This window comes from Pacificibacter maritimus (assembly GCF_003814915.1).
Lineage (GTDB): Bacteria > Pseudomonadota > Alphaproteobacteria > Rhodobacterales > Rhodobacteraceae > Celeribacter > Celeribacter maritimus.
The window spans coordinates 505,289-526,796 of record NZ_RKQK01000001.1 but is presented as its reverse complement, the minus strand read 5'-3'; the positions used below and the strand labels follow the sequence as shown (position 1 = coordinate 526,796).

General features: G+C 52.2%; 21 protein-coding genes. 19 read left to right on the top strand and 2 right to left on the bottom strand.

The window, feature by feature from the left end; translation table 11 throughout:
- Window positions 1-41: 41 nt before the first annotated feature.
- The 9 genes from EDD53_RS02430 (at window position 42) to EDD53_RS02390 (ending at window position 7,615) form a co-directional block, all read left to right on the top strand.
- Entirely contained in the window at window positions 42-320 is a 279-nt protein-coding gene (locus tag EDD53_RS02430) for a putative quinol monooxygenase (protein WP_123791603.1), read from the top strand.
- Window positions 317-1,210, top strand: a complete 894-nt coding sequence (locus EDD53_RS02425) for a DMT family transporter (protein WP_123791602.1) — start codon at window positions 317-319, stop codon at window positions 1,208-1,210. Before EDD53_RS02430 ends, EDD53_RS02425 begins: the two co-directional genes overlap by 4 nt.
- A 146-nt stretch (window positions 1,211-1,356) precedes the next feature.
- A complete protein-coding gene (locus EDD53_RS02420) occupies window positions 1,357-2,271 on the top strand; it encodes a DMT family transporter (RefSeq protein WP_123791601.1) in 915 nt (304 codons plus the stop codon).
- A gap of 70 nt (window positions 2,272-2,341) precedes the next feature.
- Window positions 2,342-3,196 (top strand): ATPase, encoded by an 855-nt coding sequence (locus EDD53_RS02415; RefSeq protein WP_123791600.1) that lies wholly within the window; start codon window positions 2,342-2,344, stop codon window positions 3,194-3,196.
- A 101-nt stretch (window positions 3,197-3,297) separates the two neighbouring features.
- On the top strand, window positions 3,298-4,221 hold the full coding sequence (locus EDD53_RS02410) for a homoserine O-succinyltransferase (protein WP_123791599.1): 924 nt from the start codon (window positions 3,298-3,300) through the stop codon (window positions 4,219-4,221).
- The gene (locus EDD53_RS02405) at window positions 4,196-5,158 is read left to right on the top strand and encodes an alpha/beta fold hydrolase (RefSeq protein WP_170162662.1); all 963 of its coding nucleotides are present in this window, start codon (window positions 4,196-4,198) and stop codon (window positions 5,156-5,158) included. The genes EDD53_RS02410 and EDD53_RS02405 overlap by 26 nt, the downstream gene beginning before the upstream one ends.
- A 156-nt stretch (window positions 5,159-5,314) precedes the next feature.
- The gene (ppk2, locus tag EDD53_RS02400) at window positions 5,315-6,199 is read left to right on the top strand and encodes a polyphosphate kinase 2 (RefSeq protein ID WP_123791597.1); all 885 of its coding nucleotides are present in this window, start codon (window positions 5,315-5,317) and stop codon (window positions 6,197-6,199) included.
- A complete protein-coding gene (locus EDD53_RS02395) occupies window positions 6,199-6,816 on the top strand; it encodes a TetR/AcrR family transcriptional regulator (protein WP_123791596.1) in 618 nt (205 codons plus the stop codon). The genes ppk2 and EDD53_RS02395 overlap by 1 nt, the downstream gene beginning before the upstream one ends.
- 13 nt (window positions 6,817-6,829) lie before the next feature.
- Window positions 6,830-7,615 carry an alpha/beta hydrolase gene (locus tag EDD53_RS02390; protein ID WP_123791595.1) on the top strand — a complete coding sequence of 262 codons (786 nt, stop codon included), beginning with the start codon at window positions 6,830-6,832 and terminating at the stop codon, window positions 7,613-7,615.
- A gap of 52 nt (window positions 7,616-7,667) precedes the next feature.
- Here the strand turns inward: EDD53_RS02390 and EDD53_RS02385 are convergent, their stop codons facing one another.
- A complete protein-coding gene (locus tag EDD53_RS02385; RefSeq protein ID WP_123791594.1) occupies window positions 7,668-8,462 on the bottom strand; it encodes an IclR family transcriptional regulator in 795 nt (264 codons plus the stop codon).
- A gap of 439 nt (window positions 8,463-8,901) precedes the next feature.
- Here EDD53_RS02385 and EDD53_RS02380 point away from each other — a divergent pair, with 439 nt between their 5' ends.
- The 6 genes from EDD53_RS02380 to EDD53_RS02355 are packed head-to-tail and all read left to right on the top strand — an operon-like array spanning window position 8,902 to window position 14,506.
- The gene (locus tag EDD53_RS02380; RefSeq protein ID WP_246002159.1) at window positions 8,902-9,396 is read left to right on the top strand and encodes an IlvD/Edd family dehydratase; all 495 of its coding nucleotides are present in this window, start codon (window positions 8,902-8,904) and stop codon (window positions 9,394-9,396) included.
- Complete coding sequence (locus tag EDD53_RS02375; protein ID WP_123791593.1) at window positions 9,396-10,163, top strand: SDR family NAD(P)-dependent oxidoreductase; 768 nt, start codon at window positions 9,396-9,398, stop codon at window positions 10,161-10,163. The genes EDD53_RS02380 and EDD53_RS02375 overlap by 1 nt, the downstream gene beginning before the upstream one ends.
- Window positions 10,160-11,074, top strand: coding sequence for a 2-dehydro-3-deoxygalactonokinase (locus EDD53_RS02370; protein ID WP_123791592.1), 915 nt, complete (start codon window positions 10,160-10,162; stop codon window positions 11,072-11,074). Before EDD53_RS02375 ends, EDD53_RS02370 begins: the two co-directional genes overlap by 4 nt.
- Window positions 11,071-11,679 (top strand): 2-dehydro-3-deoxy-6-phosphogalactonate aldolase, encoded by a 609-nt coding sequence (locus EDD53_RS02365; RefSeq protein ID WP_123791591.1) that lies wholly within the window; start codon window positions 11,071-11,073, stop codon window positions 11,677-11,679. The genes EDD53_RS02370 and EDD53_RS02365 overlap by 4 nt, the downstream gene beginning before the upstream one ends.
- Entirely contained in the window at window positions 11,676-12,605 is a 930-nt protein-coding gene (locus EDD53_RS02360; RefSeq protein WP_123791590.1) for an SMP-30/gluconolactonase/LRE family protein, read from the top strand. Before EDD53_RS02365 ends, EDD53_RS02360 begins: the two co-directional genes overlap by 4 nt.
- Window positions 12,602-14,506 (top strand): beta-galactosidase, encoded by a 1,905-nt coding sequence (locus tag EDD53_RS02355; protein WP_123791589.1) that lies wholly within the window; start codon window positions 12,602-12,604, stop codon window positions 14,504-14,506. The genes EDD53_RS02360 and EDD53_RS02355 overlap by 4 nt, the downstream gene beginning before the upstream one ends.
- A gap of 6 nt (window positions 14,507-14,512) precedes the next feature.
- Here EDD53_RS02355 and EDD53_RS02350 read toward each other — a convergent pair whose 3' ends face one another.
- The gene (locus EDD53_RS02350; RefSeq protein WP_123791588.1) at window positions 14,513-15,376 is read right to left on the bottom strand and encodes a helix-turn-helix domain-containing protein; all 864 of its coding nucleotides are present in this window, start codon (window positions 15,374-15,376) and stop codon (window positions 14,513-14,515) included.
- Between the two features lie 191 nt (window positions 15,377-15,567).
- Here EDD53_RS02350 and EDD53_RS02345 point away from each other — a divergent pair, with 191 nt between their 5' ends.
- The 4 genes from EDD53_RS02345 to EDD53_RS02330 all read left to right on the top strand — a co-directional run bounded on the left by EDD53_RS02345 (window position 15,568) and on the right by EDD53_RS02330 (window position 21,432).
- Window positions 15,568-17,580 (top strand): ABC transporter substrate-binding protein, encoded by a 2,013-nt coding sequence (locus tag EDD53_RS02345; protein ID WP_211331576.1) that lies wholly within the window; start codon window positions 15,568-15,570, stop codon window positions 17,578-17,580.
- 78 nt (window positions 17,581-17,658) lie between these two features.
- Window positions 17,659-18,672 carry an ABC transporter permease gene (locus EDD53_RS02340; RefSeq protein WP_123791587.1) on the top strand — a complete coding sequence of 338 codons (1,014 nt, stop codon included), beginning with the start codon at window positions 17,659-17,661 and terminating at the stop codon, window positions 18,670-18,672.
- An 11-nt stretch (window positions 18,673-18,683) separates the two neighbouring features.
- Complete coding sequence (locus tag EDD53_RS02335) at window positions 18,684-19,829, top strand: ABC transporter permease (RefSeq protein ID WP_211331575.1); 1,146 nt, start codon at window positions 18,684-18,686, stop codon at window positions 19,827-19,829.
- Window positions 19,822-21,432 (top strand): ABC transporter ATP-binding protein, encoded by a 1,611-nt coding sequence (locus tag EDD53_RS02330; protein ID WP_211331574.1) that lies wholly within the window; start codon window positions 19,822-19,824, stop codon window positions 21,430-21,432. Before EDD53_RS02335 ends, EDD53_RS02330 begins: the two co-directional genes overlap by 8 nt.
- Window positions 21,433-21,508: the final 76 nt, after the last annotated feature.

Here is a 21,508-nt window from a genome sequence, read left to right as displayed (position 1 = left end):
AATCATTTGCAGCAAAGCCCTAAGATGCTTAGCAACATGCCATGGGAAAAATACTACTGACAGGTACGATGCGCTGTGCGCAAAACGAAATCGAAGACGTTCTGTCGATGATGGCGAAACACATCCGTTTGTCGCAGGCCGAAGCGGGCTGCCTGACCTTTGAACTTTGGCAAGACGACCTAGACCCGCGCACATTTCACGTCAGCGAAGTTTTCCGATCCGAAGCGGCCTTTGAAGCCCACCAAGAGCGCACGCGCACATCGGACTGGGGCCGCGTGACCTCCCATATGGCGCGCGATTTTCAAAAGGTCCAAGCATGACCCAAGGCCAAAATCCCCTGAGTGCCGCCCTTTGGATGCTGGGCGCGGTGTTCGGGTTTTCGGCTCTGGCTGTGTCCGGCCGTCAAGTGTCAAACGGGCTGGATACCTTTGAAATCATGACCTACCGCTCGGCCATTGGCGTGATCACCACAGTGATCATCGCTTATGCAACGCGTCAGGTGAAAGACCTAGAACCCAAGGCATTACATTTGCATTTGGGGCGCAATCTGTTTCATTTCGCGGGTCAAAACCTATGGCTTTTGGCCCTTACCCTTATTCCATTGGCACAGCTTTTTGCCCTTGAATTTATCTATCCTATCTTGGTTGGCTTGGGGGCCGCGATTGTATTTGGCGAACGCATTACCCCTGCCCGCGCTGTGTCCTTTCTCTGCGGTTTTATCGGTATTTTGATCGTGGCGCGCCCATTTGGTTCAGCGGGTTTATCAATCGGATTGCTGGCCGCATTGGCCTGTGCGGTTGGCTTTGCAGGCTCGGCTTTGTTCACCAAGAAACTGACGCAAACGGCACATGTCACTTTGCTTTCGATCCTGTTTTACCTGTCAATGATGCAACTTGTTATGGGGATCATTTGTGCGGGATTTGATGGTGAAATACGCTGGCCCCAAGACCAAGCTTGGCCGTGGATTTGTGCCGTGTGTTTCGCGGGTCTTGGCGCTCATTTTTGCCTGTCAAAAGCGCTGTCTTTGGCCCCCGCCTCTGTGGTGACACCGATTGATTTTATGCGCTTGCCTTTGATCGCTGTCATCGGGATGTTTTTCTACAATGAACAGATCGATATCTATGTCTTTATCGGCGCATTCGTTATTTTTTCATCTAACTATATCAATATATTATATGAAAATCGCGCCAGACACCGCCTGCCGCGCTAGCGACGCATAAACCGCAAAATCCCCTTGTCGTATGTCGCGTCTATGCATTTGAATCATCAGTTTTTGTGATGACTCTTCGCACAAGATTCGGTTTGCTAATTCACCACCCCCGCGCCAGTGTCACACAGAATTTCAAAGGACGAAAAATGGCACCGCAAAAAGTACTGACACGCAGCGCATGGATTGGTCTGGCAACCATGGGGATTTTTTGGGGCGGGTCGTTTTTATCAATTGAACTGATGCTGCGCCAAATGCCTGTGGAAACCTTGGTGGCGCTGCGCGTCTCAGGGGGCGCATTGGCGCTGTGGGCTTATGTCTTTATCCGTGGGTTTAAAATCCCCAAGGGCGCTCGTATTTGGATCAGCTTTTTGTTAATCGGATTGATCAATGTGGCCATGCCCTTTGGTTTGATCACTTGGGGGCAGCAATATATTCCCTCAGGTTTGGCAGGTATTCTTAACGCCTTTACGGCCGTTTTGGGCCCTGTTGTCGCCGCCTTGATCTTTGCAGATGAGCGCCTTGGCTTGCGCAAAGCGGTTGGCGTTTTATGTGGGTTCTTTGGTGTGGCCACTGTGATCGGTCTAGACGCTTTTCACAGCTTTGATCTGACCTCAGCAGGACAACTTGCGTTATTGGGATCTTGCCTGTGCTATGCAATCGGGGCCGCGATGGCGCGGATGCATTTAACGGGGATCAGATTGGAAATTTCAGCAGCGGGCATGATTTCAGGAGCAGCAGTCTGGATGATCCCTGTGGCAATTTACATGCACGGCCTGCCTGATTTTGCCAGCTTCACCCCCACCACATTGGGCGCATGGGCTTATGTATCCTTGATTTCCACGGGCTTAGCTTACCTGATTTTGTTCTCGGTGATCAAATCAGCAGGGTCTGGCAATGCCACGCTTTGCACCTTGGTGGTGGCCCCTGTGTCTGTCGTTTTGGGCGCGATTGTGCTGGGCGAGGCTTTGCCCTTGGCCGCATATATCGGCTTTATCTTTATCGCCTGTGGGCTTTTGATCATCGATGGGCGCTTGCTGCGCATGGCAAAAGCACGCTTTTAGATCCCGCAAAAACACTTGCCCTTATCTTCAGTCCATGCCACCCAAAGGCAAGAGAGATAAGGGACGTGAGATGAGTAAGACAGCAGGGCAAGCATGGGCTGAGAACAGCCAAAAGAAAATCATTCTTTTCGGCATGTCGGGTCTGGGAAAGACACATGTTTCCAATATGTTGCGTGATACAGGTGACTGGTATCACTATTCCGTCGACTACAGGATTGCCACCCGCCACTTGGGCGAGGCCATTGACGACAATCTGAAAGCTGAGGCCATGAAAGTGCCTGTTTTGCGTGAACAATTGCTGTCAGACAGTATTTTCATCAAATCGAATGTCTCGTTCAACAACCTTGCCCCTGTGTCGCATTTCTTGGGAAAGCCAGGAGATCCAGACAAAGGCGGCTTGCCGATCGAAGAGTACAAAGCCCGTCAAAACCAGTTTCGCGCCGCAGAAATCGCGGCATTGATGGATACTGAGCATTTTATAGACCGCGCCCAAAGCCTGTATAACTACCCCCATTTCATCTGCGACACTGGTGGGTCTATTTGCGAATGGGTGGATGCAGACGATCCGAATGATCCGATTTTGACCCCCCTGTCGCAACAAGCGCTGTTGGTCTGGATCAAAGGGTCAGACGAGCACACAGAAGAACTGGTACGCCGCTTTGATCGAGCTCCGAAACCGATGGCCTATCAACCTGCGTTTTTGGATGCGATTTGGGATGAGTATTTGGTTGAAAAATCAATATCACCTGATGCCGTCAATCCTGATGACTTTATTCGCTACACCTATGCGCGCGCTTTGGCGCATCGCCAACCCCGCTATCAAGCGATGGCAGACAAATGGGGGGTGACCATCCGAGCAGAAGACGTCGCCAAAGCCACAACACCACAGGCCTTTTGCGATGTAATTTCGCAGGCCTTGGGGTAGTCGAGCCAAGACCCTCGCCATGTCTCAGACTTGATCCGAAAGTCACCGAAGATTAAGTAATACCGCCTAATGATCACCTAAACCATGAAAGCCGCGATATAATGCCCATTACCTTGCCAGAAACACTCCCCGCCTTTGACGTTTTGTCAACTGAGGGCGTTATGGTCATGGGACTTGGGCGGGCGCAAACCCAAGAAATCCGCCCCTTGCGGATTGCTTTACTGAACTTGATGCCCAAGAAAATCCAAACGGAAAACCAATTCGCCCGTTTGATCGGGGCCACCCCTTTGCAGATCGATTTCCAATTGATCCGCATGAGTGAACATCAAACCAAAAACACCGCAGCCGAACATATGGAACAGTTCTATCGTTCGTTTGCCGAGGTCAAAGCCTCGGGCGAAAAATTTGACGGGCTGATCATCACAGGCGCGCCGATTGAACATCTGCCTTTCGATGATGTGACCTATTGGGATGAATTAAAACAGGTCTTCGACTGGACACAAACCCATGTGCATTCCACTTTTGGCGTATGCTGGGGCGGGATGGCTATGATCAACTATTTTCACGGGGTAAAAAAACACATCCTAAAAGACAAAGCCTTTGGTCTATTTCGTCAAAACAACCTTGCGCCTGCATCGCCTTACCTGCGCGGATTTTCAGATGAATGCTATATTCCTGTGAGCCGCTGGACTGAAATGCGTATGTCTGAAATTGAAGCCAAGCCAGATCTTGTGCCTTTGCTTGGCTCGGATGAAACGGGGCCCTGTTTGGTGCAAGATCCCGCACATCGCGCATTGTATATCTTTAACCACTTTGAATATGACACCGACACGCTACATGGTGAACTGATCCGAGATAAAGAAGCAGGCAAACCGATACTACTGCCACGCAACTATTACCCCAATGATGATATGACCGCACGCCCGCCAAACCGTTGGCGATCACATGCCCATTTGCTCTACGGAAACTGGATCAACGAAATCTACCAAACCACTCATTATGAAGCAAAAAACATTGGTACTTAGCATTTTCATCGGCCTAATCTTACTGGTGGTTGTTACAGGTGTCATCGCCACCAAACGGATCAGGCAGGCAGAAAAGCTTGCCCCGATGCGCGGCCAAATGGTGACGGGCAAAGGTGGGGCCACAGTGCATGTGGAAACCTACGGGCCTGCGCGCGCACAGCCTTTGATCTTGATCCACGGTATGTCTGGGTCGACCTATGACATGACCTACTCGCTTTTGCCTGAGATCGAAGACGAATTTCGCGTTTATGTTGTCGACCGTCCTGGTTTTGGCCATTCTCCGATGCTGGAACATGGCGAAGATTTACTGTCGCAAGCGCGCGCGATCCGCGAAGCTGTCTTTGCGCTTGATGCGCGAAAACCTATCGTCTTGGGTCAATCTTACGGTGGCGCTGTTGCGTTGCGCATGGCGCTGGATGCGCCTGAAAGCCTGTCTGCCTTGGTTTTGGTCTCAAGCCCCTCGCATGAATGGGAAGGCCCTGTAGCACCGCTCTACCGCGTTATGACCACGCCTGTGGTTGGCCCTGCTTTGGCTTGGTTGATCTGCGCCTTTGTGCCCAAAAGCTATATTGCCAGCCAGATTGATGATGTTTTTGCACCGCAATCCGCCCCTGATGGCTATATTGATGCCTTTCAGCCGCTTATGTCATTGCGTCCAGAAACAGCGCAATTAAATGCGCGCCAAAGGGTCGCGATCAAACCGCAAATCGTCGAAATGGCCCTGCGCTACCCCACCATCGGCATTCCAGTGGAAAGCCTGCATGGGACAGCCGACACCACGGTGCCAAATCTGATCCACGCCATTCCTTTGGACAATCGGATGCAAGTGAACCGTTTGACCGAACTTGGCGGAATTGGTCATATGCCGCATCATGTTGCAGTGGATGAGGTGGAACAAGCGATACATCGCGCGGCGGCACGCGCGTCACTCGACTAAGTGCGGCGGCACGCGCGTCACTCGACTAAGCGCGGCGGCACGCGCGTCACTCGACGAAGCGCGAAACCCGATTAAACTGACCGATAAAAGACCAGTCGCATTGCACAGCAACGATAAACGCCCCATATTGCCCCAAAGACCAACGCGAGGCAGGCTATGACAGATCTACCCTTTGATGGGGGCATATCGAAGTTTTTTGAAACTGAGGCCCCAAAACACATCCGAAAAGCCATTGAAAAAGCTGATAAAAAAGACATCCTGTCTGACAGCTACCCCTATGATACTTGGATGAAAAAGTCTGATTACGAAGACGAAATCAAAGACATTCAGCGCGAATTGGTGAAAATGCTGCATGATGTCACCGCCACAGGTAAACGCATTGTCGTGGTCTTTGAGGGGCGTGACGCAGCTGGTAAAGGCGGCACCATCAAGCGGTTTCGCGAAAACCTAAACCCGCGTTCTGCGCGTGTGGTGGCACTTGCAAAGCCCACAGGACGCGAATCTGGAGAATGGTATTTTCAGCGCTATATCAAACACTTGCCAAGCAAAGGTGAGATCGTTTTATTTGATCGTTCTTGGTATAATCGCGGCGTTGTCGAAAAAGTCTTTGGCTTTTGCACCGATGATCAAAGAACGCATTTCTTCAACCAAGTCCCAGCGTTTGAACAAATGCTGGTGGATGAGGGTATTCAGGTCTTTAAAATCTGGCTCAACGTGGGACGCGCAGAACAGTTGCGCCGTTTTCTTGCGCGCGAAAAAGATCCGCTAAAGCAATGGAAATTGTCTGGCATTGATGTCAAAGGCCTGTCGAAATGGGACGCATATACAGATGCGATCACCGAAACACTGGCCCGCAGCCACACGGATGTCGCGCCTTGGACCGTGGTGCGCTCAGACGATAAGTACCGCGCCCGCTTGAATGTGATCCGCACCGTTTTGAACCAAATCGACTATGCGGGCAAAGATGCTAAAGTGATCCACGCTCCCGATGCAAAGATCACAGGTGGCCCTGAGATGCTTGACACGGGATCAGACGCTTAATGGCAAAACGCGGCTATCATCACGGCAACCTACGCCAAGCGCTGGTCGATGCGGCTTTGACCTTAATCGAAGCCAAAGGGCCAACGGGGTTTACCCTCTCTGAAGCCGCGAAAACCGCAGGTGTGACCCCTGCGGCTGTGTACCGTCATTTTGAAGGTCGCGAAGATTTGATCGCCGAAATCGCTCAACAAGGCTATGCGGTTTTTGCAGACCTTTTGGAATATGCTTACGAGACGGGCCAGCCCTCTGATCGGGCCGCATTTGAAGCCACAGGGCGGGCGTATTTGGCCTTTGCGCGCAAATATCCAGGACATTATGTGGCGATGTTTGAAAGCGGTATTTCCATCCAGCGTACGCCCGAACTGTACAAAGTGTCCTCGCGGGCTTTGGGTGTTTTGGAAAAATCAGCGGCCAAATTATCTGAACACATTCCAGCGGACAGACGCCCCCCTGCGCAAATGTTTTCCGCTCATATTTGGGCAATGAGCCACGGTGTTGTCGAACTTTTTGCCCGCAATTCGCCCGGAACCAAAAGTCCATTTCCCCCCGAGGACTTGTTGGAGACAGGGATCGGCATATATCTAAGGGGTCTGGGGCTTATTCCAGCAGATGAATAGATAAGGACCGATCATGCTCAGCCGACGCGGATTTGTGACATCACTTTTAGCGACCCCATTTGTGGTCACTGGCGCAGCAGCTTTCGCGCAATCACACCCGCGTCAGACATTTGATTACGGTCCAGCCAAGCTTGATCTGTTTGCGATAGACGATGCCAAAGGTACGCTGGTCTATGTCCATGGTGGCGGCTGGCGCGTTGGATCGCGCAAGCTCTACGGCAAAAAACGCGATTTTGCCCACAGCCTAGGCCTGAATTTCGTCACTCTAGATTACCCTAAATTACCGCGTGCTGATGTGCCGACACAGATTGACGCTGTGACCACAGCCTTTCAAGCCCTGCCCCAGATTGGCATAGATCTTAGCAAAACCGTGGCGCTTGGCCATTCCGCAGGCGCGCATCTGGCTTTGATGGCCTTGATCACAGGACGCGCGCCACAGGTGGCTGGCGTGATCAGCAATGACGGGCTGATCGACATCGGCAGCTACTATAGAGCGCTTGGCGGCAGCTTGCCAAGGGTCATCACCAATGCCTTTCCTGATGCAAGCCAATGGGATGCTTTGTCGCCGATGCAAACATTTCAAAGCCCAGCTCCGCGCGTCATGGCGATCTGGACCGCAGGCGCGGCCCGTGACCACGTGAACCGTCATTTCATCAACGCGCTTAAGAATAAGGGAAATACAGCCAGCGGTCTGGCACGGCCGCAATATTCGCACAGTCAGGTCAATACGCTGATTGGCACAGGCAAAGCGCCTGATTTAGACCAGCCGATTGCAGAGTTTATCAAGGCAAGCCTTTAAAACCAGTTTTTCTGGCACAGCACTCGGCAAAACGCAAGATGAACACAAGCGTTTAAAGGCTTGGAAACTCCCAATTTTCTGCCGCTTTACCAATGTGGCCAGCTGTGGTCAAAATAGCGGGACGGAAGGTTTCCAACCTTTTTAATCCTTCATCACGGCTTGGCACAGTGATGGAGATGGCGCCTAACATGCGGCCCTGAGCGGTCAAGATCGGCGCGGCGATGCAAACGATCCCCACTTCATGTTCTTCGCGGTCATAGGCGATCCCCCTGTCGTGAATCTGCGCCAGTTCGGCGCGCAATGCCGTATCACTGGTCAGAGTATGATCTGTATGGGCATAAAACGATTGATACCGAATGGCTTCGTTTTGGGCATCAGGTGAGAGAAACGCCATCATGGCCTTGCCAACCCCTGTACAATAGCCTGGCCCGACTTTGCCCGCCTGTGAGAACATCTCAATCGGATCTTGGGCATTGCGTTTATCCACATAAACCACCTGCCCCCGATCCAATTGCGCCAGATGGATTGTTTCCCCAAGCGCTCTGGACAGGTCATCCAAGTAAGGCCGCGCCACAGGGGCAAGCGAGCTTTGGCGCCACGCAGCATGGGCCAATCGCACCAACCTCATGCCGGGTTTGTAGGTCTGCATCCCAGCGTCGTATGATAAAAGCCCCTGATTTGTCAGGGTTTGCAGCAACCTATATAGGGTCGCTTTGGGGTAAGGGCTGCGCTTCAAAATTTCGTTGAACCTTAGGGGGCGCATCTGTTCGGCAACCATATCCAACACATGTAACGCTTTGCCGACAGTGCCGTCTGTGATCTGTATGTCTGTCTTGTGATCCGTCATTCATTTTCTCCGACTGCGATCCGTGAGTGTCAGGAAACAGTTGACATGATGGGTATCGCCGCCTCATAGTTTCAATAATTGATAACTGGTTTCACTATTTGAGACAAGCATTCTTTGCACCACGGCTCACTCAAAGGGTCACGGCTATCTCAAAAGGTCAAAGACGCGCGAAAGCGAAAGAAAACACCATGACGAAAATACGCCGCAGCGCCCATTGGTATGAAACGCATGACAAAGACGGTTTTATCCATCGGTCATGGATGAAAAATCAAGGGTTTCCAGACCACGCTTTTGATGGCCGCCCCATCATCGGGATTTGCAATACATGGTCAGAACTGCCCCCCTGCAATTCTGGCCTGAGCGATCCGGCCGAAGGCGTCAAACGCGGCGTTTGGAAGTTCTCCGAAGCCCTGCGCGCAGGCGATATGACCTTGTTGAAATGGTCGACGAAGACCTTAAAGCCAATATCGACCGCGATGATTTGCCTGTCACAGCAGATTCAATTTTTGTGCTCAAAGGCCTCGGCCCCAAAGGCTATCCTCGCATGCCAGAGGTTGGCAATATGCCGATCCCTGCGAAACTTGTGCGCGAAGGGGTGCGCGATATGATCCGCATTTCTGACGGGCGCATGTCAGGCACGGCATATGGTACGGTTATTTTTCATGTCTCGCCTGAAAGCCAAGCTGGCGGCACGCTTGGCTTGGTCCAAACTGGCGATCGCATTCGGGTCAGTGCCTCACATGGCCAGCTTGATCTACTGGTGAAGGACGCCGAACTTGAACAGCGCCGCGCAAACTGGACGCCAGACCCCGCGCCCTACACACGCGGCGACGCCAAACTTTATATCGACACAGTTTTACATGCAGAACAGGGCGCGGATCTCGATTTTCTTGTCGGCAAAGACACCCGCCTTGACACACGGGAGAGCCACTGATGAACGACGTCACCTTTCATGATCTCAAGGAAAAATCCGTTTTCATCACAGGCGGCGGTTCAGGAATTGGCGCAGCCCTGACGAAAGGATTTTTGCAACAAGGCGCGAAAGTCGCATTTGTCGGGCGCTCTGATGCCTCTGATTTTGTTGATCAAATGGAAGCCGAAATAGGCAATAAACCCCTGTTTATCCAATGTGATATTACCGATATCCAAGCCCTAAAAGCCGCGATTGCCCAAGGGGCCAAAGCCCATGGGCCGATCACTGCGCTCATCAATAACGCGGCCAATGATCAACGCCACGACACACTTACCGTCGACGAAGCCTTTTGGGACTGGTCACAAGCCATCAACCTAAAAGCCTATTTCTTTGCCTGCCAATCCGTCATCGAAGGCATGCGCGCAGCAGGCGGCGGGGCAATTGTGAACTTTACCTCGATCAGCTACATGTTTGGCGACACAGGCTACCCCGCCTATACCGCCGCGAATTCAGGTATAAATGGTCTCACACGCTCCTTGGCGCGAGAATTTGGCCCCGATAAAATTCGCGTCAACGCTTTGGCCCCCGGTTGGGTTTTGACGCAAAAACAACTTGATATGTGGGCTGATCCAGCCTCCCTTGCAGCACATTTGGACCGCCAATGTCTAAAGGATCATCTTGCCCCCGACGATATCGTTGCCTCGGCGCAGTTTTTAACCTCAAATGCCAGCCGCATGATGACAGGTCAGTCCGTGGTCGTTGATGGCGGTGTGGTGGTGACGGGATGACCCAAGCAGATCACAACGCCACTTGGTTGGCCGTAGATTGGGGCACAACCCATCTGCGCGCTTGGGCCATGGGCGCGGGAAAAACTGTAATTGCGCGGCGTGACAGTGACAGAGGCATGAGCCGTTTAACGCAAGATCAATTTGCCCCGACACTGGCAAATTTAATTGGTGATCTCTTTGCGCAAGACGCCCCCATCCCTACCTTCATTTGTGGCATGGCTGGCGCAAAACAAGGCTGGGCAGAAGCGCCATACGCCGCTGTGCCCTGCATCCCGAATGATGTGAAAAGCGCCACAGCCTTTCACACAGACAGGTTTCAGGTGCATATCCTATCAGGGGTAAAACAAAACAGCCCTGCAGATGTTATGCGCGGCGAAGAAACGCAGATCGCGGGATTTCTGGCTCAGGAACCCGATTTTGACGGTGTCATCTGCCTTCCAGGCACCCATTCCAAATGGGCGCATATCAGCGCGGGCGAAATTGTAAGCTTTCGCACCTTTATGACGGGCGAACTCTTTGCTTTGCTCAGCCAAAACTCTGTTTTGCGCCATTCCATCGGTACAGATTGGGATCAAGAAAGCTTTGTGTCAGGCCTCAATGACACCCTGTCCCGCCCTTCGGATTTGGCCGCAAAGCTGTTTGGCCTGCGCGCTGAAAGCCTGCTGGATGATTTGCCCCCTGCTGCGGCGCGCGCGCGATTGTCTGCTCTGTTGATCGGGGCAGAACTGGCGGCGGCAAAACCGTATTGGCTGGAGCAAAACATCGTCATCATTGGCGCGTCATCTTTGGCCGCAATCTATGAAACAGCACTCATATCACAAGGCGTCGCAGCGCGCAGCGTCGATGCAGAAACCATGACGCTCGCGGGCCTTATTGCGGCCTATCTAGCACAAGAAAGGGCTGCAACATGAGCCGAGAAATCATTGCAATTTTGCGCGGCATTCAGACCCATGAAGCTTTGGACATCACCGATGCCCTGATAAGCGCAGGCATCAGCAAAATCGAAGTGCCGCTCAATTCACCCAATCCGTTTGAAACCATCGAACAGATGATCAACCACGCAGGCACAGATGCCAAGATTGGCGCGGGCACCGTTTTGACCGTGGCAGATGTGGAGAGGCTTGCCCAAATCGGCGCAGATATGGTTGTCTCACCCGATTGCAATCCAGCGGTGATCAAAGCGACAAAAGCCCATAACATGGCGTCTTATCCGGGTGTTTTAACACCAACAGAAGCCTTCTCAGCTCTGCGCGCAGGTGCAGATGGGATCAAACTATTTCCCGCCTTCAAGCTGGGCCTAGATGGGTTTTCCGCCATAAATGCCGTCTTGCCGCCCCAGACCAAAGCCTATGCGGTGGGCGGTGTCGGGCCTTCGGATTTTGCCGCATGGCATGCGGCGGGCATCACAGGGTTCGGGTTAGGGTCCAGTATCTACAAACCTGGCTGGACGGCTGATGAAGTAAGCGCGAAAGCTTTGGAAGTTGTCGCAGCCTATGACGCGGCCTTTGGATCATGACTGTCTTGTCTCACAGAGCTTGCACCTTGGGCGAAGGCGCACTGTGGCACCCTTTGCGCGGGCAGTTTTTTTGGTTTGATATTTTGGGCAAACGCCTTTTCACCACCATAGGTGAAACAGAACGCAGTTGGCACTTTGATGAACATGTGTCAGCGGCGGGCTGGATAGATCACGATCATCTTTTGATCGCCAGCGCCACGGCGCTTTGGCAGTTTCATATCGACACAGGCCGATGTGAAAAGCGCGCCGATCTAGAATCTGACAAACCTTTAAATCGCTCCAATGATGGGCGCGCTGACCCTTTTGGCGGGTTTTGGATTGGCACGATGGGCATCAAAGCAGAACCAAACGCAGGCGCGATTTACCGCTATTATAATGGCCAGATACGTCAGCTTTATGCCGATATCACAATTTCAAACGCCATCTGCTTTGCCCCTGATGGGCAACAGGCCTATTTCACCGATACGGCCAAAGGGCGGATCTTGCGGCAAGCGCTGGATCTTGACGGATGGCCAAAAGGCGACCCCGTCGTGTTTATAGATTTAAGCGATCAGGACTTCGGCCCAGATGGTGCCGTTGTGGATGCCCAAGGTAATTTTTGGAATGCCCAATGGGGCGCAGGTCGCGTGGCCTGTTACAGCCCAGACGGCACCTTTCGCGAGGCTATCCAACTGCCGACCACGCAGGTCACCTGCCCTGCCTTTGGCGGTGACGATCTGACAACACTTTTTGTCACCACAGCCGCCGAAGGGGTCAGCAATGACCCTATGGCGGGCAAAACATATAAGTTCCCAACCCAGTTTACAGGCCAGCGCGAACATCAAGTTCATGTCACAGCGCCCCACATATCTTCAGATCGCGACAGCTTTATCGTCCCCCCTGAGGACGCAAAGCAAGGGGATACAACACAAGGCAGCCCAAAATGAAACGCACCCTAGGAACCTGTTATTATCCTGAACACTGGCCAGAAGACACTTGGGCCAATGACGCAAAACGCATGGCCGAACTGGGTCTGACTTGGGTGCGCATCGGGGAATTTTCTTGGGGTCAAATCGAACCAAACCCAGAGGATTTGCAATGGGGCTGGTTAGACCGTGCGATTGAAACCTTGGGCCGCGCGGGTTTAAAAGTTGTGCTAGGCACGCCAACCGCCACCCCGCCGCGTTGGATGCTAGACCGCCACCCCGATATGTTGGCCCTTGATGCCGAAGGACGCCCACGCAAATTTGGATCCAGACGCCACTATTGCTTTTCTCACTTAGGTTACCGCAAAGAAAGTCAGCGTATCACACGATTGATGGCAAAACGCTATGGACAAAACCCATATGTGGGCGCATGGCAAACAGATAATGAATATGGCTGCCACGACACAACCATATCCTATTCAGATGCGGCCCGCGGCGCATTTCAACGATGGCTCAGTGAACGCTACGCCTCGATTGAAGCGTTGAACGCGGCTTGGGGCAATGTGTTTTGGTCCATGAACTACCAGTCATTTGATGAAATTGACTTACCGAATTTGACTGTCACTGTACCCAATTTCGCCCATTCCATGGCCTTTCATCGGTTCAGCTCAGATCAAGTTGTTGCTTTTAATCAAATGCAAGTGGAAGCAATCAAAGCCCATTCATCTGCGCCTGTGTCGCATAACTACATGGGACGCACGACCGATTTCGATCATTTCAAACTGAACGAAGATATGGAAATCGCCACATGGGACAGTTATCCTTTGGGCTTTCTAGAGGATCGCGTCACGGCTGAGCCAGCCCATAAACGTGCCTTTGCGCGTCAAGGCGATCCTGATTTTCAGGCCTTTCATCATGATCTGTACCGCGCAGTCGGCCGTGGGCGGTGGTGGATTATGGAACAGCAGCCTGGTCCTGTGAACTGGGCCCCCTATAACCCTGCGCCCCTTTCTGGCATGGTGCGTCTTTGGAGTTGGGAAGCCTTTGCACATGGCGCAGAGGCCGTGTGTTATTTCCGTTGGCGCCAGGCCCATTTCGCCCAAGAACAGATGCACGCAGGGCTACAGCGCTCGGATTACCAAGATGCGCCCGCGATGCAAGAAGTGGCACAAGTCGCCGCCGAATTGGCAAAAGCCCCTGATGTGCAACCCGTACAAGCCCCCATTGCGTTGATCTTTGATTATGACGCTGCTTGGGCATGGTCCGTGCAACCCCATGGGGCAGAGTTGGATTATTTTGAGCTTGTGTTTCAACACTACCGCGCGCTGCGCCGAGCGGGGTTGAGCGTGGATATCCTCCCCGCCTCCACTCGGGAATTTTCAGGATATAAGCTTGTTCTGGCGCCAGGCCTGATGCACATGGACACAGATTTGACCAAAGCACTTTGCGCAAGCGATGCTGTGGTGCAACTTGGCCCACGTACAGGCGCGCGTACGCGGGACTTTGAAGTGCCAACACCCTTACCGCCAAATGTGCCAAACTTGGACATCACAGTCGCGCGGGTCGAAAGCCTGCGCCCAGATTGCCCGATCGCGATAGAGGGCGGTGGTCAAGTGATATTGTACCGCGAAGAATTGGAAGGCACGGCAAAAGCTGTCCTAACCAGCGGCGAAACACCTGTTTTGGTCGGTTCTGACCGTCTGTTTTATTGCGGGGCTTGGTTGGATCAGGAAGGGCTCGACAGGGTGATCGCTGTGCTCTGCGCGCGCGCAGGCCTCGAGATCCGCGCCCTGCCCGATGGCATTCGCACGCGGCGCACTGCGACCGAAGACTTCTGGTTTAATCACACAAACGCACCCGTTGAGACCGAGTTTGGCATCCTACCTGCAGCGGGTGTGCTGCGCCTTGATCTTAAACCCTAAGTCTATTTAACCTTGACGCTCGCGGCGGTAGGCTGCGGGCGACTGCCCACAAGATTTGCTGAAAGCCTCATAAAATGACGACAAAGAGGTGAAGCCACAGTCAAATGCCACCGACAGAATTTTTTCGTTTGTATCCGCCAACATCATCTTTGCGTGGTGAATTCTAAGATCGATGATATAGGCTTTCACCGTCACGCCCAGCATTTTTCGGAACAGTTCAATCGCGTAATTGCGCGAAATTCCCGCAGACTCCGCCACATCTTGCACTGATATCGGATCAAACGCGTTATGGGCGATAAAGCGCAGCATTTTGTCAAAATGTGTCACGGCATTGCCGCCCATCCCACTATGGCGCGTGGCTGACCGTGGATTGGCGATGACATCCCATCCTTCCAAATCCAAACGCGCCACACGCGCATGAATTTCTTGGCGGTGCAAACGTTGCCAGTGCGGATCCATTTCCCCTGCCTCACGTGCCCAACGCGACATCAAAGACTGGTCATAATTCTTTTCCGTTTTGGCGCAAAGCAGCGCCCCTGATAGCACCTGATCGACAAATTTGGTTGACAAAGGCCAATCCAAAAACTGTTTTAAAGACACATAAGCATTGGTGATCGTGCCCTTGCCCGTCACCGAAACAGGGCGGTGCGGATAGGCCGCCCAGAATACACATAAACGGTCGCGCACAATGGTCACCTCTTCGCCAGAAAACGAATAGGTCATGTCGCACCCACGCAGGTAGTTTATTTCGATCGACGGGTGCGTATGATAGGGATCTGATGTGCCTTCGGGTTGGTGATGTTCTAAAAATACGTTTTCCCCGTATGATACGACATCGACCAAGGCTTTGCCTGAAAATTCTGCTGACATATCAAACCCTTTTCAAGAACTACGCCAAAAATGTCACCTCTGCGGCGCCTGCCACAATCCTAGTGACTTTCAACCTTGCAAAGCAAGCTCACAGTGATTTTCCGGAAAGCATCCCCGTAAACTCGGAAGACAGACATCGCGGCAAACGATTGAATGGATCCACATATAATTGTGTCATGGGAGGAGACAATATGTATAAGAAACTCAAAAGCACTTGCGGCTTGATGGGGGCAACTGCACTGCTATCAGCCATCGTCGCACCTGCTTTCGCAGATATGATGCCTGTCGAAAAAAGCCTATCAGGATTAGACTACGACCTGATAGGTAAAGCAGATATTTTCGATTACGGCGCGCTTGATAGCTATTCAGAGGCACCATTCCTGACAGAGCTGGTTGAGGCTGGGAAATTGCCTGCGGTTGCAGATCGTTTACCCAAAGAGCCGATCATTATGAAAACGGGTGCCATGTCAGATGGTATTGGTGAATATGGCGGCGTGTTTCGCCATGTGATCGGTGGTCGTCCTGAAGGCTGGAACTGGATGGCAGGTCAGCACCAAGGCTGGGGTGGCATCAATATGGCGATGCAAGAATGCCTTGTGCGCCAAGGCCCACGTTGGCAGGTGAAAGCCGAAGAACAAACAGGCCCGCTACCGAACCTCGCGCAGTCATGGGAGTGGAGCGAAGATCGCAAAACTGTCACGATGCATTTGATGCAGGGCGTAAAATGGTCTGATGGTGATGCTTTTGATGTCGAAGACGTGCGCTTTTGGTGGGAGGACAACGTTCAAAACGAAAACGTCGCCTCACGTATGCCAGCGGATTCCTTTGGCGGCACTGGCACCACAATGGAAGTGATCGACGATTACACGTTCAAATTCACCTTCGCTGAACCGCAAAGTGAAAACGTGCTTGAAGGTCTGGCCTATATCCAAGGCTGCCCTGGCCCAAGCCATATTTTGAAATCCAACCACCCGTCTTACAACGATGCGGCAACATATGAGAGCTACACAGGCTCCATGCCAAATGACGAAACGCCAGCGGTTGTTTTGGGCGCATGGGTTCCAACAGTACACCGCCCCGATGAATTGGTGATCATGCGTCGCAATCCATATTATTTTAAGGTGGATGAAAGCGGTCAACAGCTGCCCTATTATAACGAAATGCACTTCAAATTATCCACTTGGAGCGACCGCACAACGCAGGCTGTTGCAGGCACGGGCGACTTTTCCAACATGGAAGATCCCGGTAACTTTGTGGAGGCTTTGAAACAATCGCAAGACGAAGACAGCCCCGTTGTGGCCAACTTCGGTCCGCGTGTTTTGTCATGGCGTTTGATGTTCAATTTTGACACAACAGCCGCAGAAGACGATTTCGAACTGGCCCTGCGCAGCCTTTTCCGCGAAAAAGACTTCCGTGTGGCGATGTCACATGCGCTAGATCGTGATGCAATCGGTCAATCTGTGGCCCGTGGTCCATTCGCCTATCCTTACGTGGCAGGCTTTGCGACAGGTTCGCCCTATTACGATGCCGAGTCATCTGTGTTTCAAGCTTACGATCAATCCAAAGCCGCCACATTGCTGGATGGGCTTGGTCTGGCAGACACCGATGGCAATGGCATTCGCAACCTGCCAAATGGTGGCGATGACATCATTATCGACGTCATGGTCGAAGGCGAACGCAATGCGGATGTGAAACAGCTTGAAGCTGTGGCCTCTCAACTGGAAGAAGTTGGCATTCGTCTGCAAACCCGTACGGGCGACGGCACCTCTTTGGACACAAATCGAACTGGCGGCACATATACTGCGATGATCACACGTTTGCCGGTGATTTTGCCAACACGTGAAGCCTGTGAAAGCTTCCCCGCTGGCACCAATTGCCCGCACTTCAACAAAGGTGGCGAACGCCTTGATTTTGAGGTGGAATTGGAAACAGCATACAATAAGTTCAACGCCAGCAATGATGCAACAGAACGCGCGCAATTGGCCAAAGACATGCAAAAACTTATGACCGAAAACGTCTACTACGTCGGCACGGTTCAGGTTCCTGCGGCTTTGCTCGTCAATAAGCGTGTGCGCAATGCGCATCCTGGAACCCCTGTGTTCATGTATGAATGGGCTGAAGACAGCGTGATGCGCGAACGCCTGTGGACGCCCAGTGATCTACAGGTTGATGAAATCCTCCCGGGAACTGTTGCTGAATACTAAAGCGACAGGAATGGGCGCGGCGGCCATTAAACTGCCGCGCCTTTTAGACACTTCACTTTATAATCAAAGGTGGCTCGAATGAGGTTTGTCCTCTTTATTCTACGCCGTATCGTTGTGACGATCCCTCTTTTGATCGGGATTTCCATTGCGACATTTCTAATTATCAATGCGGTTCCAGGCGATTATGTTGATCGTTGGTTGGGCATCACCATGGCTCAAACAGGTCAAACCCGTGAAAGCTTGATGCCGCGCGCGATGGAATTGCGATCCCAGCTTGGTCTCGATCAACCTTTGTATGTGCAATACTGGCTATGGATCAAAAACATCGTCATCAGCGGCGATTTTGGTCAATCCTTTTCGCAATCGCGCCCTGTGGCCGATGTGATCGGCCTGCGCCTGTGGCGCTCTATCGGTATCGCTTTGGTGACTTTGGTTGTCGGGCAGGCGATTGGCGTTTTTCTGGGCATCTATGCGGCCACCAATCAATACAAATGGGGCGATAAGCTTGCCACTTTTGTTGCTTTCATCGGCATCGTGATCCCTAAATTTGTTATCGCTCTTATCCTATTGTATTTTATAGCTTTTGTTTGGCATTCACCCTATTTGGGTGCGCTCTATTCAGCGGAATTCCAAGTACAAGAGGGCATGTCATTTGCCAAGTTGTGGGACTTATTTTTGCATGTCTGGCCCATTTTGTTGATTTCGATCTGGGCAGGTCAAGCCTATACGACCCGCATGATGCGCGGCAATTTGCTGGATGTCATGAACGCGCAATATATCGAAACAGCCCGTGCCAAAGGTCTGTCTCGGCGCAAAATCTTGTACAAACACGCTGTGCCAAATGCGCTGCATCCTGTGATTATGAACATGGGTGCACGCTTTGATTACATGATCAAAGGCGAACTTGAGATCGCCATCGTTTTGGGCATTCCCACGCTTGGTCCGCTGATCATCAACTCTGTTGGTGAACGCGATATGTATGTTGTTGCCGCGATTTTCTTGCTGGTGGCTGTCTTGATGGTGGTTGGCAATCTGCTGGCTGATATCGCGCTGGCCCTGCTTGACCCACGCGTGCGCAAAGCCACATTTTAAGGAGCATCCATATGTCAGATCACATCACCGATCCCGCTTCGCATGCTCATGATTTCGAAATGAATGCAGAAGTCGCCACAGGGCCCTCCCTGTCATATTGGCAATTGGTGCGCAAAAGATTTGCGCGTAATCGAACGGGCGTCATCGGCGCAATCATCTGTTGTGCCATTATTTTCACAGCCCTTTGTGCGCCTTTTCTTGCGCCCTATACACCCGCAACCAAAGACCGCTCTGCAATCTACACGCCACCGCAAATGCCGCGTTTTATTGCCCAAGATGGCGGCCTGACGCGCCCCTATGTCTTAGGCTTTGCCGAAGAAATGCACCCTGTAACCTATGAGATCACCTTTCAACCAAGCCCTGAAAAACGGGTTGATTTGGCGCTGTTTGTGCAGGGCCCAGAGTATCAGTTTTTAGGTATGAATTTCACCACCCATTTCATCGGCGGTGCGAAGGGTGCGCCCGTGCATTTTTTGGGCACTGATGGGCTTGGGCGCGATGTGTTTAGCCGCATGTTATACGGCAGCCGTATCACGCTGTTGATGGGCATGATTGTCATGGGCATGGCCTGTGTGATCGGAACGCTTGTGGGCGTCACCTCTGGTTACTTGGGTGGGCGTACGGATACGGTCATTCAACGTGTGATCGAATTTGTGAAATCCTTTCCCGACCTGCCCTTATACCTTGCTTTGGTTGCGGTCTTGCCGCGACGCGCCGATCCTATGCTGACCTTCGTGATGTTTGCGGCCATTGTTGTTGTGCTGAAATGGGCCGATCTGGCGCGCGAATTGCGCGGCAAGGTGATCGCTATTCGGTCGGTCGAATTTGTGCGCGCCGCCGTGGCGGTTGGGGCCAGCGATAAACGTATCATCGGGCGTCACATCATTCCCAACATGTCATCGCATATCATTGTTTGGGCCACTTATGTTCTGCCCGAAGTGATCTTGCTCGAAAGCTTTTTATCTTTCTTGGGGGTCGGCATTCAACAGCCCATGGTCTCTTGGGGGGTGATGCTCAACGCCGTGCGCGACTTTCAATCGCTGGCCTCAGCGCCGTGGCTTTTGGCCCCCGTTGGCATGATTATTCTTTCTGTTCTGGCCTTTAACGCACTTGGCGATGGCCTGCGCGATGCAATGGACCCTTATTCACATGACTGATCCTATTTTAAGCGTTGAAAACGCCAAAATTTCTTTCCACACAGTGGCGGGTCAAATTGATGCGGTGAAAAACGTCAGTTTCAGTGTCGCAAGGGGCGAAACCTTGGCCGTGGTGGGCGAAAGTGGATCGGGAAAATCCGTGACAGCACGCGCTATTATGGGGATGTTGGCGTCAAATGCGCGTGTCGGTGAGGACACCAAAATCTTGTTTGACGGGGATGACATTTCCGAATGGTCAGATCTGCAATTGCAAGACATCCGCGGGCGGCGCATCGCGATGATTTTTCAAGAACCGCTGACCAGTCTGAACCCTGTTTATAAAATCGGCGATCAGGTCGGCGAAATCATTACGGCGCACCGTAAAATAAGCAAAGCCGATCTTAAACGCGAAGTCATACGCCTGCTTGACGAGGTGCAATTGCCTGACCCTGAAACGCGATTTAGTCAATATCCGCATGAAATGTCAGGCGGACAACGCCAGCGCGTGATGATTGCCATGGCCTTGGCCAATACCCCAGATCTTTTGATTGCGGATGAGCCGACGACAGCCTTGGATGTGACGGTGCAGGCCGAGATCTTATCCTTGCTCAAAGACCTGCAGAAAAAACATGGCATGGCCGTTATCTTGATCACCCATGATTTGACCGTGGTGTCCAAAGTGTCAGACAAGGTTGTGGTCATGCGCCAAGGCGAGGTTGTTGAACGTGGCGACACACAAGAGGTGTTTGACAATCCGCGACATCCCTACACCCAACATTTGATCAATTCAGACCCCAAAGGGCATCCCGACCCCCTGCCCGAAACTGCTGAACCCGTTTTATCGTGTAGCGATATGTCGATCAGTTTCTTGCTGAAATCTGGTGGTTTTTTCAATCCAAAACTGAAAGAACTCAAAGCGGTCGACAATATATCAGCCACGATCCACAAGGGAGAAACCTTAGGTATTGTCGGCGAAAGCGGATCTGGGAAAACCACGTTGGGCATGGCGATGATCCGACTGGGGCATTATCAAAAGGGTGAAATAACCTTTCAAGGCGACCGCGTTGATCACTTATCGCGCAAAGAGTTACAGCCCTACCGCACGCGGATGCAGGTGGTGTTTCAAGACCCGTTTTCCTCGCTAAACCCGCGCATGATCATTCGCCAGATTTTGGAAGAAGGATTAATTGTCAACAATATAGGCGGCAACTCTGCGGAGCGCGACGCCTTATTGCGCCAAGCATTAGACGATGTGCATATGCCCCATTCGGCGCTGGATCGCTTTGCGCATGAGTTTTCTGGTGGGCAAAGACAGCGCTTGGCGATCGCCCGCGCGATTGTTTTATCACCCGAATTTATCTTGCTAGATGAACCGACATCAGCACTGGATTTGTCGATCCAAGCCCAGATCATTGACCTGTTGCGCGACCTCAGACGCAAGCGCGATCTCAGCTATGTCTTTATCAGCCACGACCTAAAAGTGGTGCGTGCCCTGTGTCACAATGTGATCGTGATGCAGCATGGGAAAGTGGTTGAAACAGGCCCGACAGAGCAGGTTTTAACCGATCCCCAAACGCCCTACACGCGCCGACTGGTTGATGCAGCCTTTAACGTCTTAGCGTGATTTTCCGGAACATTTGCGACCAAAGCGAAACGCGCCAGCACGCAGTCTTGCGTAAAGTAGAATAGAAGACTTCTTA

What these genes read in the sequence shown, in the direction of transcription:
- EDD53_RS02330 (WP_211331574.1), top strand. Translation starts at nt 19,822, where the DNA reads ATGACTGATCCTATTTTAAGCGTTGAAAACGCCAAAATTTCTTTCCAC.
- EDD53_RS02340 (WP_123791587.1), top strand. Translation starts at nt 17,659, where the DNA reads ATGAGGTTTGTCCTCTTTATTCTACGCCGTATCGTTGTGACGATCCCT.
- EDD53_RS02375 (WP_123791593.1), top strand. Translation starts at nt 9,396, where the DNA reads ATGAACGACGTCACCTTTCATGATCTCAAGGAAAAATCCGTTTTCATC.
- EDD53_RS02365 (WP_123791591.1), top strand. Translation starts at nt 11,071, where the DNA reads ATGAGCCGAGAAATCATTGCAATTTTGCGCGGCATTCAGACCCATGAA.
- EDD53_RS02405 (WP_170162662.1), top strand. Translation starts at nt 4,196, where the DNA reads ATGAAGCAAAAAACATTGGTACTTAGCATTTTCATCGGCCTAATCTTA.
- EDD53_RS02355 (WP_123791589.1), top strand. Translation starts at nt 12,602, where the DNA reads ATGAAACGCACCCTAGGAACCTGTTATTATCCTGAACACTGGCCAGAA.
- EDD53_RS02390 (WP_123791595.1), top strand. Translation starts at nt 6,830, where the DNA reads ATGCTCAGCCGACGCGGATTTGTGACATCACTTTTAGCGACCCCATTT.
- EDD53_RS02410 (WP_123791599.1), top strand. Translation starts at nt 3,298, where the DNA reads ATGCCCATTACCTTGCCAGAAACACTCCCCGCCTTTGACGTTTTGTCA.
- EDD53_RS02380 (WP_246002159.1), top strand. Translation starts at nt 8,902, where the DNA reads ATGGTCGACGAAGACCTTAAAGCCAATATCGACCGCGATGATTTGCCT.
- EDD53_RS02350 (WP_123791588.1), bottom strand. Translation starts at nt 15,376, where the DNA reads ATGTCAGCAGAATTTTCAGGCAAAGCCTTGGTCGATGTCGTATCATAC.
- EDD53_RS02335 (WP_211331575.1), top strand. Translation starts at nt 18,684, where the DNA reads ATGTCAGATCACATCACCGATCCCGCTTCGCATGCTCATGATTTCGAA.
- EDD53_RS02425 (WP_123791602.1), top strand. Translation starts at nt 317, where the DNA reads ATGACCCAAGGCCAAAATCCCCTGAGTGCCGCCCTTTGGATGCTGGGC.
- EDD53_RS02385 (WP_123791594.1), bottom strand. Translation starts at nt 8,462, where the DNA reads ATGACGGATCACAAGACAGACATACAGATCACAGACGGCACTGTCGGC.
- EDD53_RS02415 (WP_123791600.1), top strand. Translation starts at nt 2,342, where the DNA reads ATGAGTAAGACAGCAGGGCAAGCATGGGCTGAGAACAGCCAAAAGAAA.
- EDD53_RS02430 (WP_123791603.1), top strand. Translation starts at nt 42, where the DNA reads ATGGGAAAAATACTACTGACAGGTACGATGCGCTGTGCGCAAAACGAA.
- EDD53_RS02395 (WP_123791596.1), top strand. Translation starts at nt 6,199, where the DNA reads ATGGCAAAACGCGGCTATCATCACGGCAACCTACGCCAAGCGCTGGTC.
- EDD53_RS02420 (WP_123791601.1), top strand. Translation starts at nt 1,357, where the DNA reads ATGGCACCGCAAAAAGTACTGACACGCAGCGCATGGATTGGTCTGGCA.
- ppk2 (WP_123791597.1), top strand. Translation starts at nt 5,315, where the DNA reads ATGACAGATCTACCCTTTGATGGGGGCATATCGAAGTTTTTTGAAACT.
- EDD53_RS02370 (WP_123791592.1), top strand. Translation starts at nt 10,160, where the DNA reads ATGACCCAAGCAGATCACAACGCCACTTGGTTGGCCGTAGATTGGGGC.
- EDD53_RS02345 (WP_211331576.1), top strand. Translation starts at nt 15,568, where the DNA reads ATGTATAAGAAACTCAAAAGCACTTGCGGCTTGATGGGGGCAACTGCA.
- EDD53_RS02360 (WP_123791590.1), top strand. Translation starts at nt 11,676, where the DNA reads ATGACTGTCTTGTCTCACAGAGCTTGCACCTTGGGCGAAGGCGCACTG.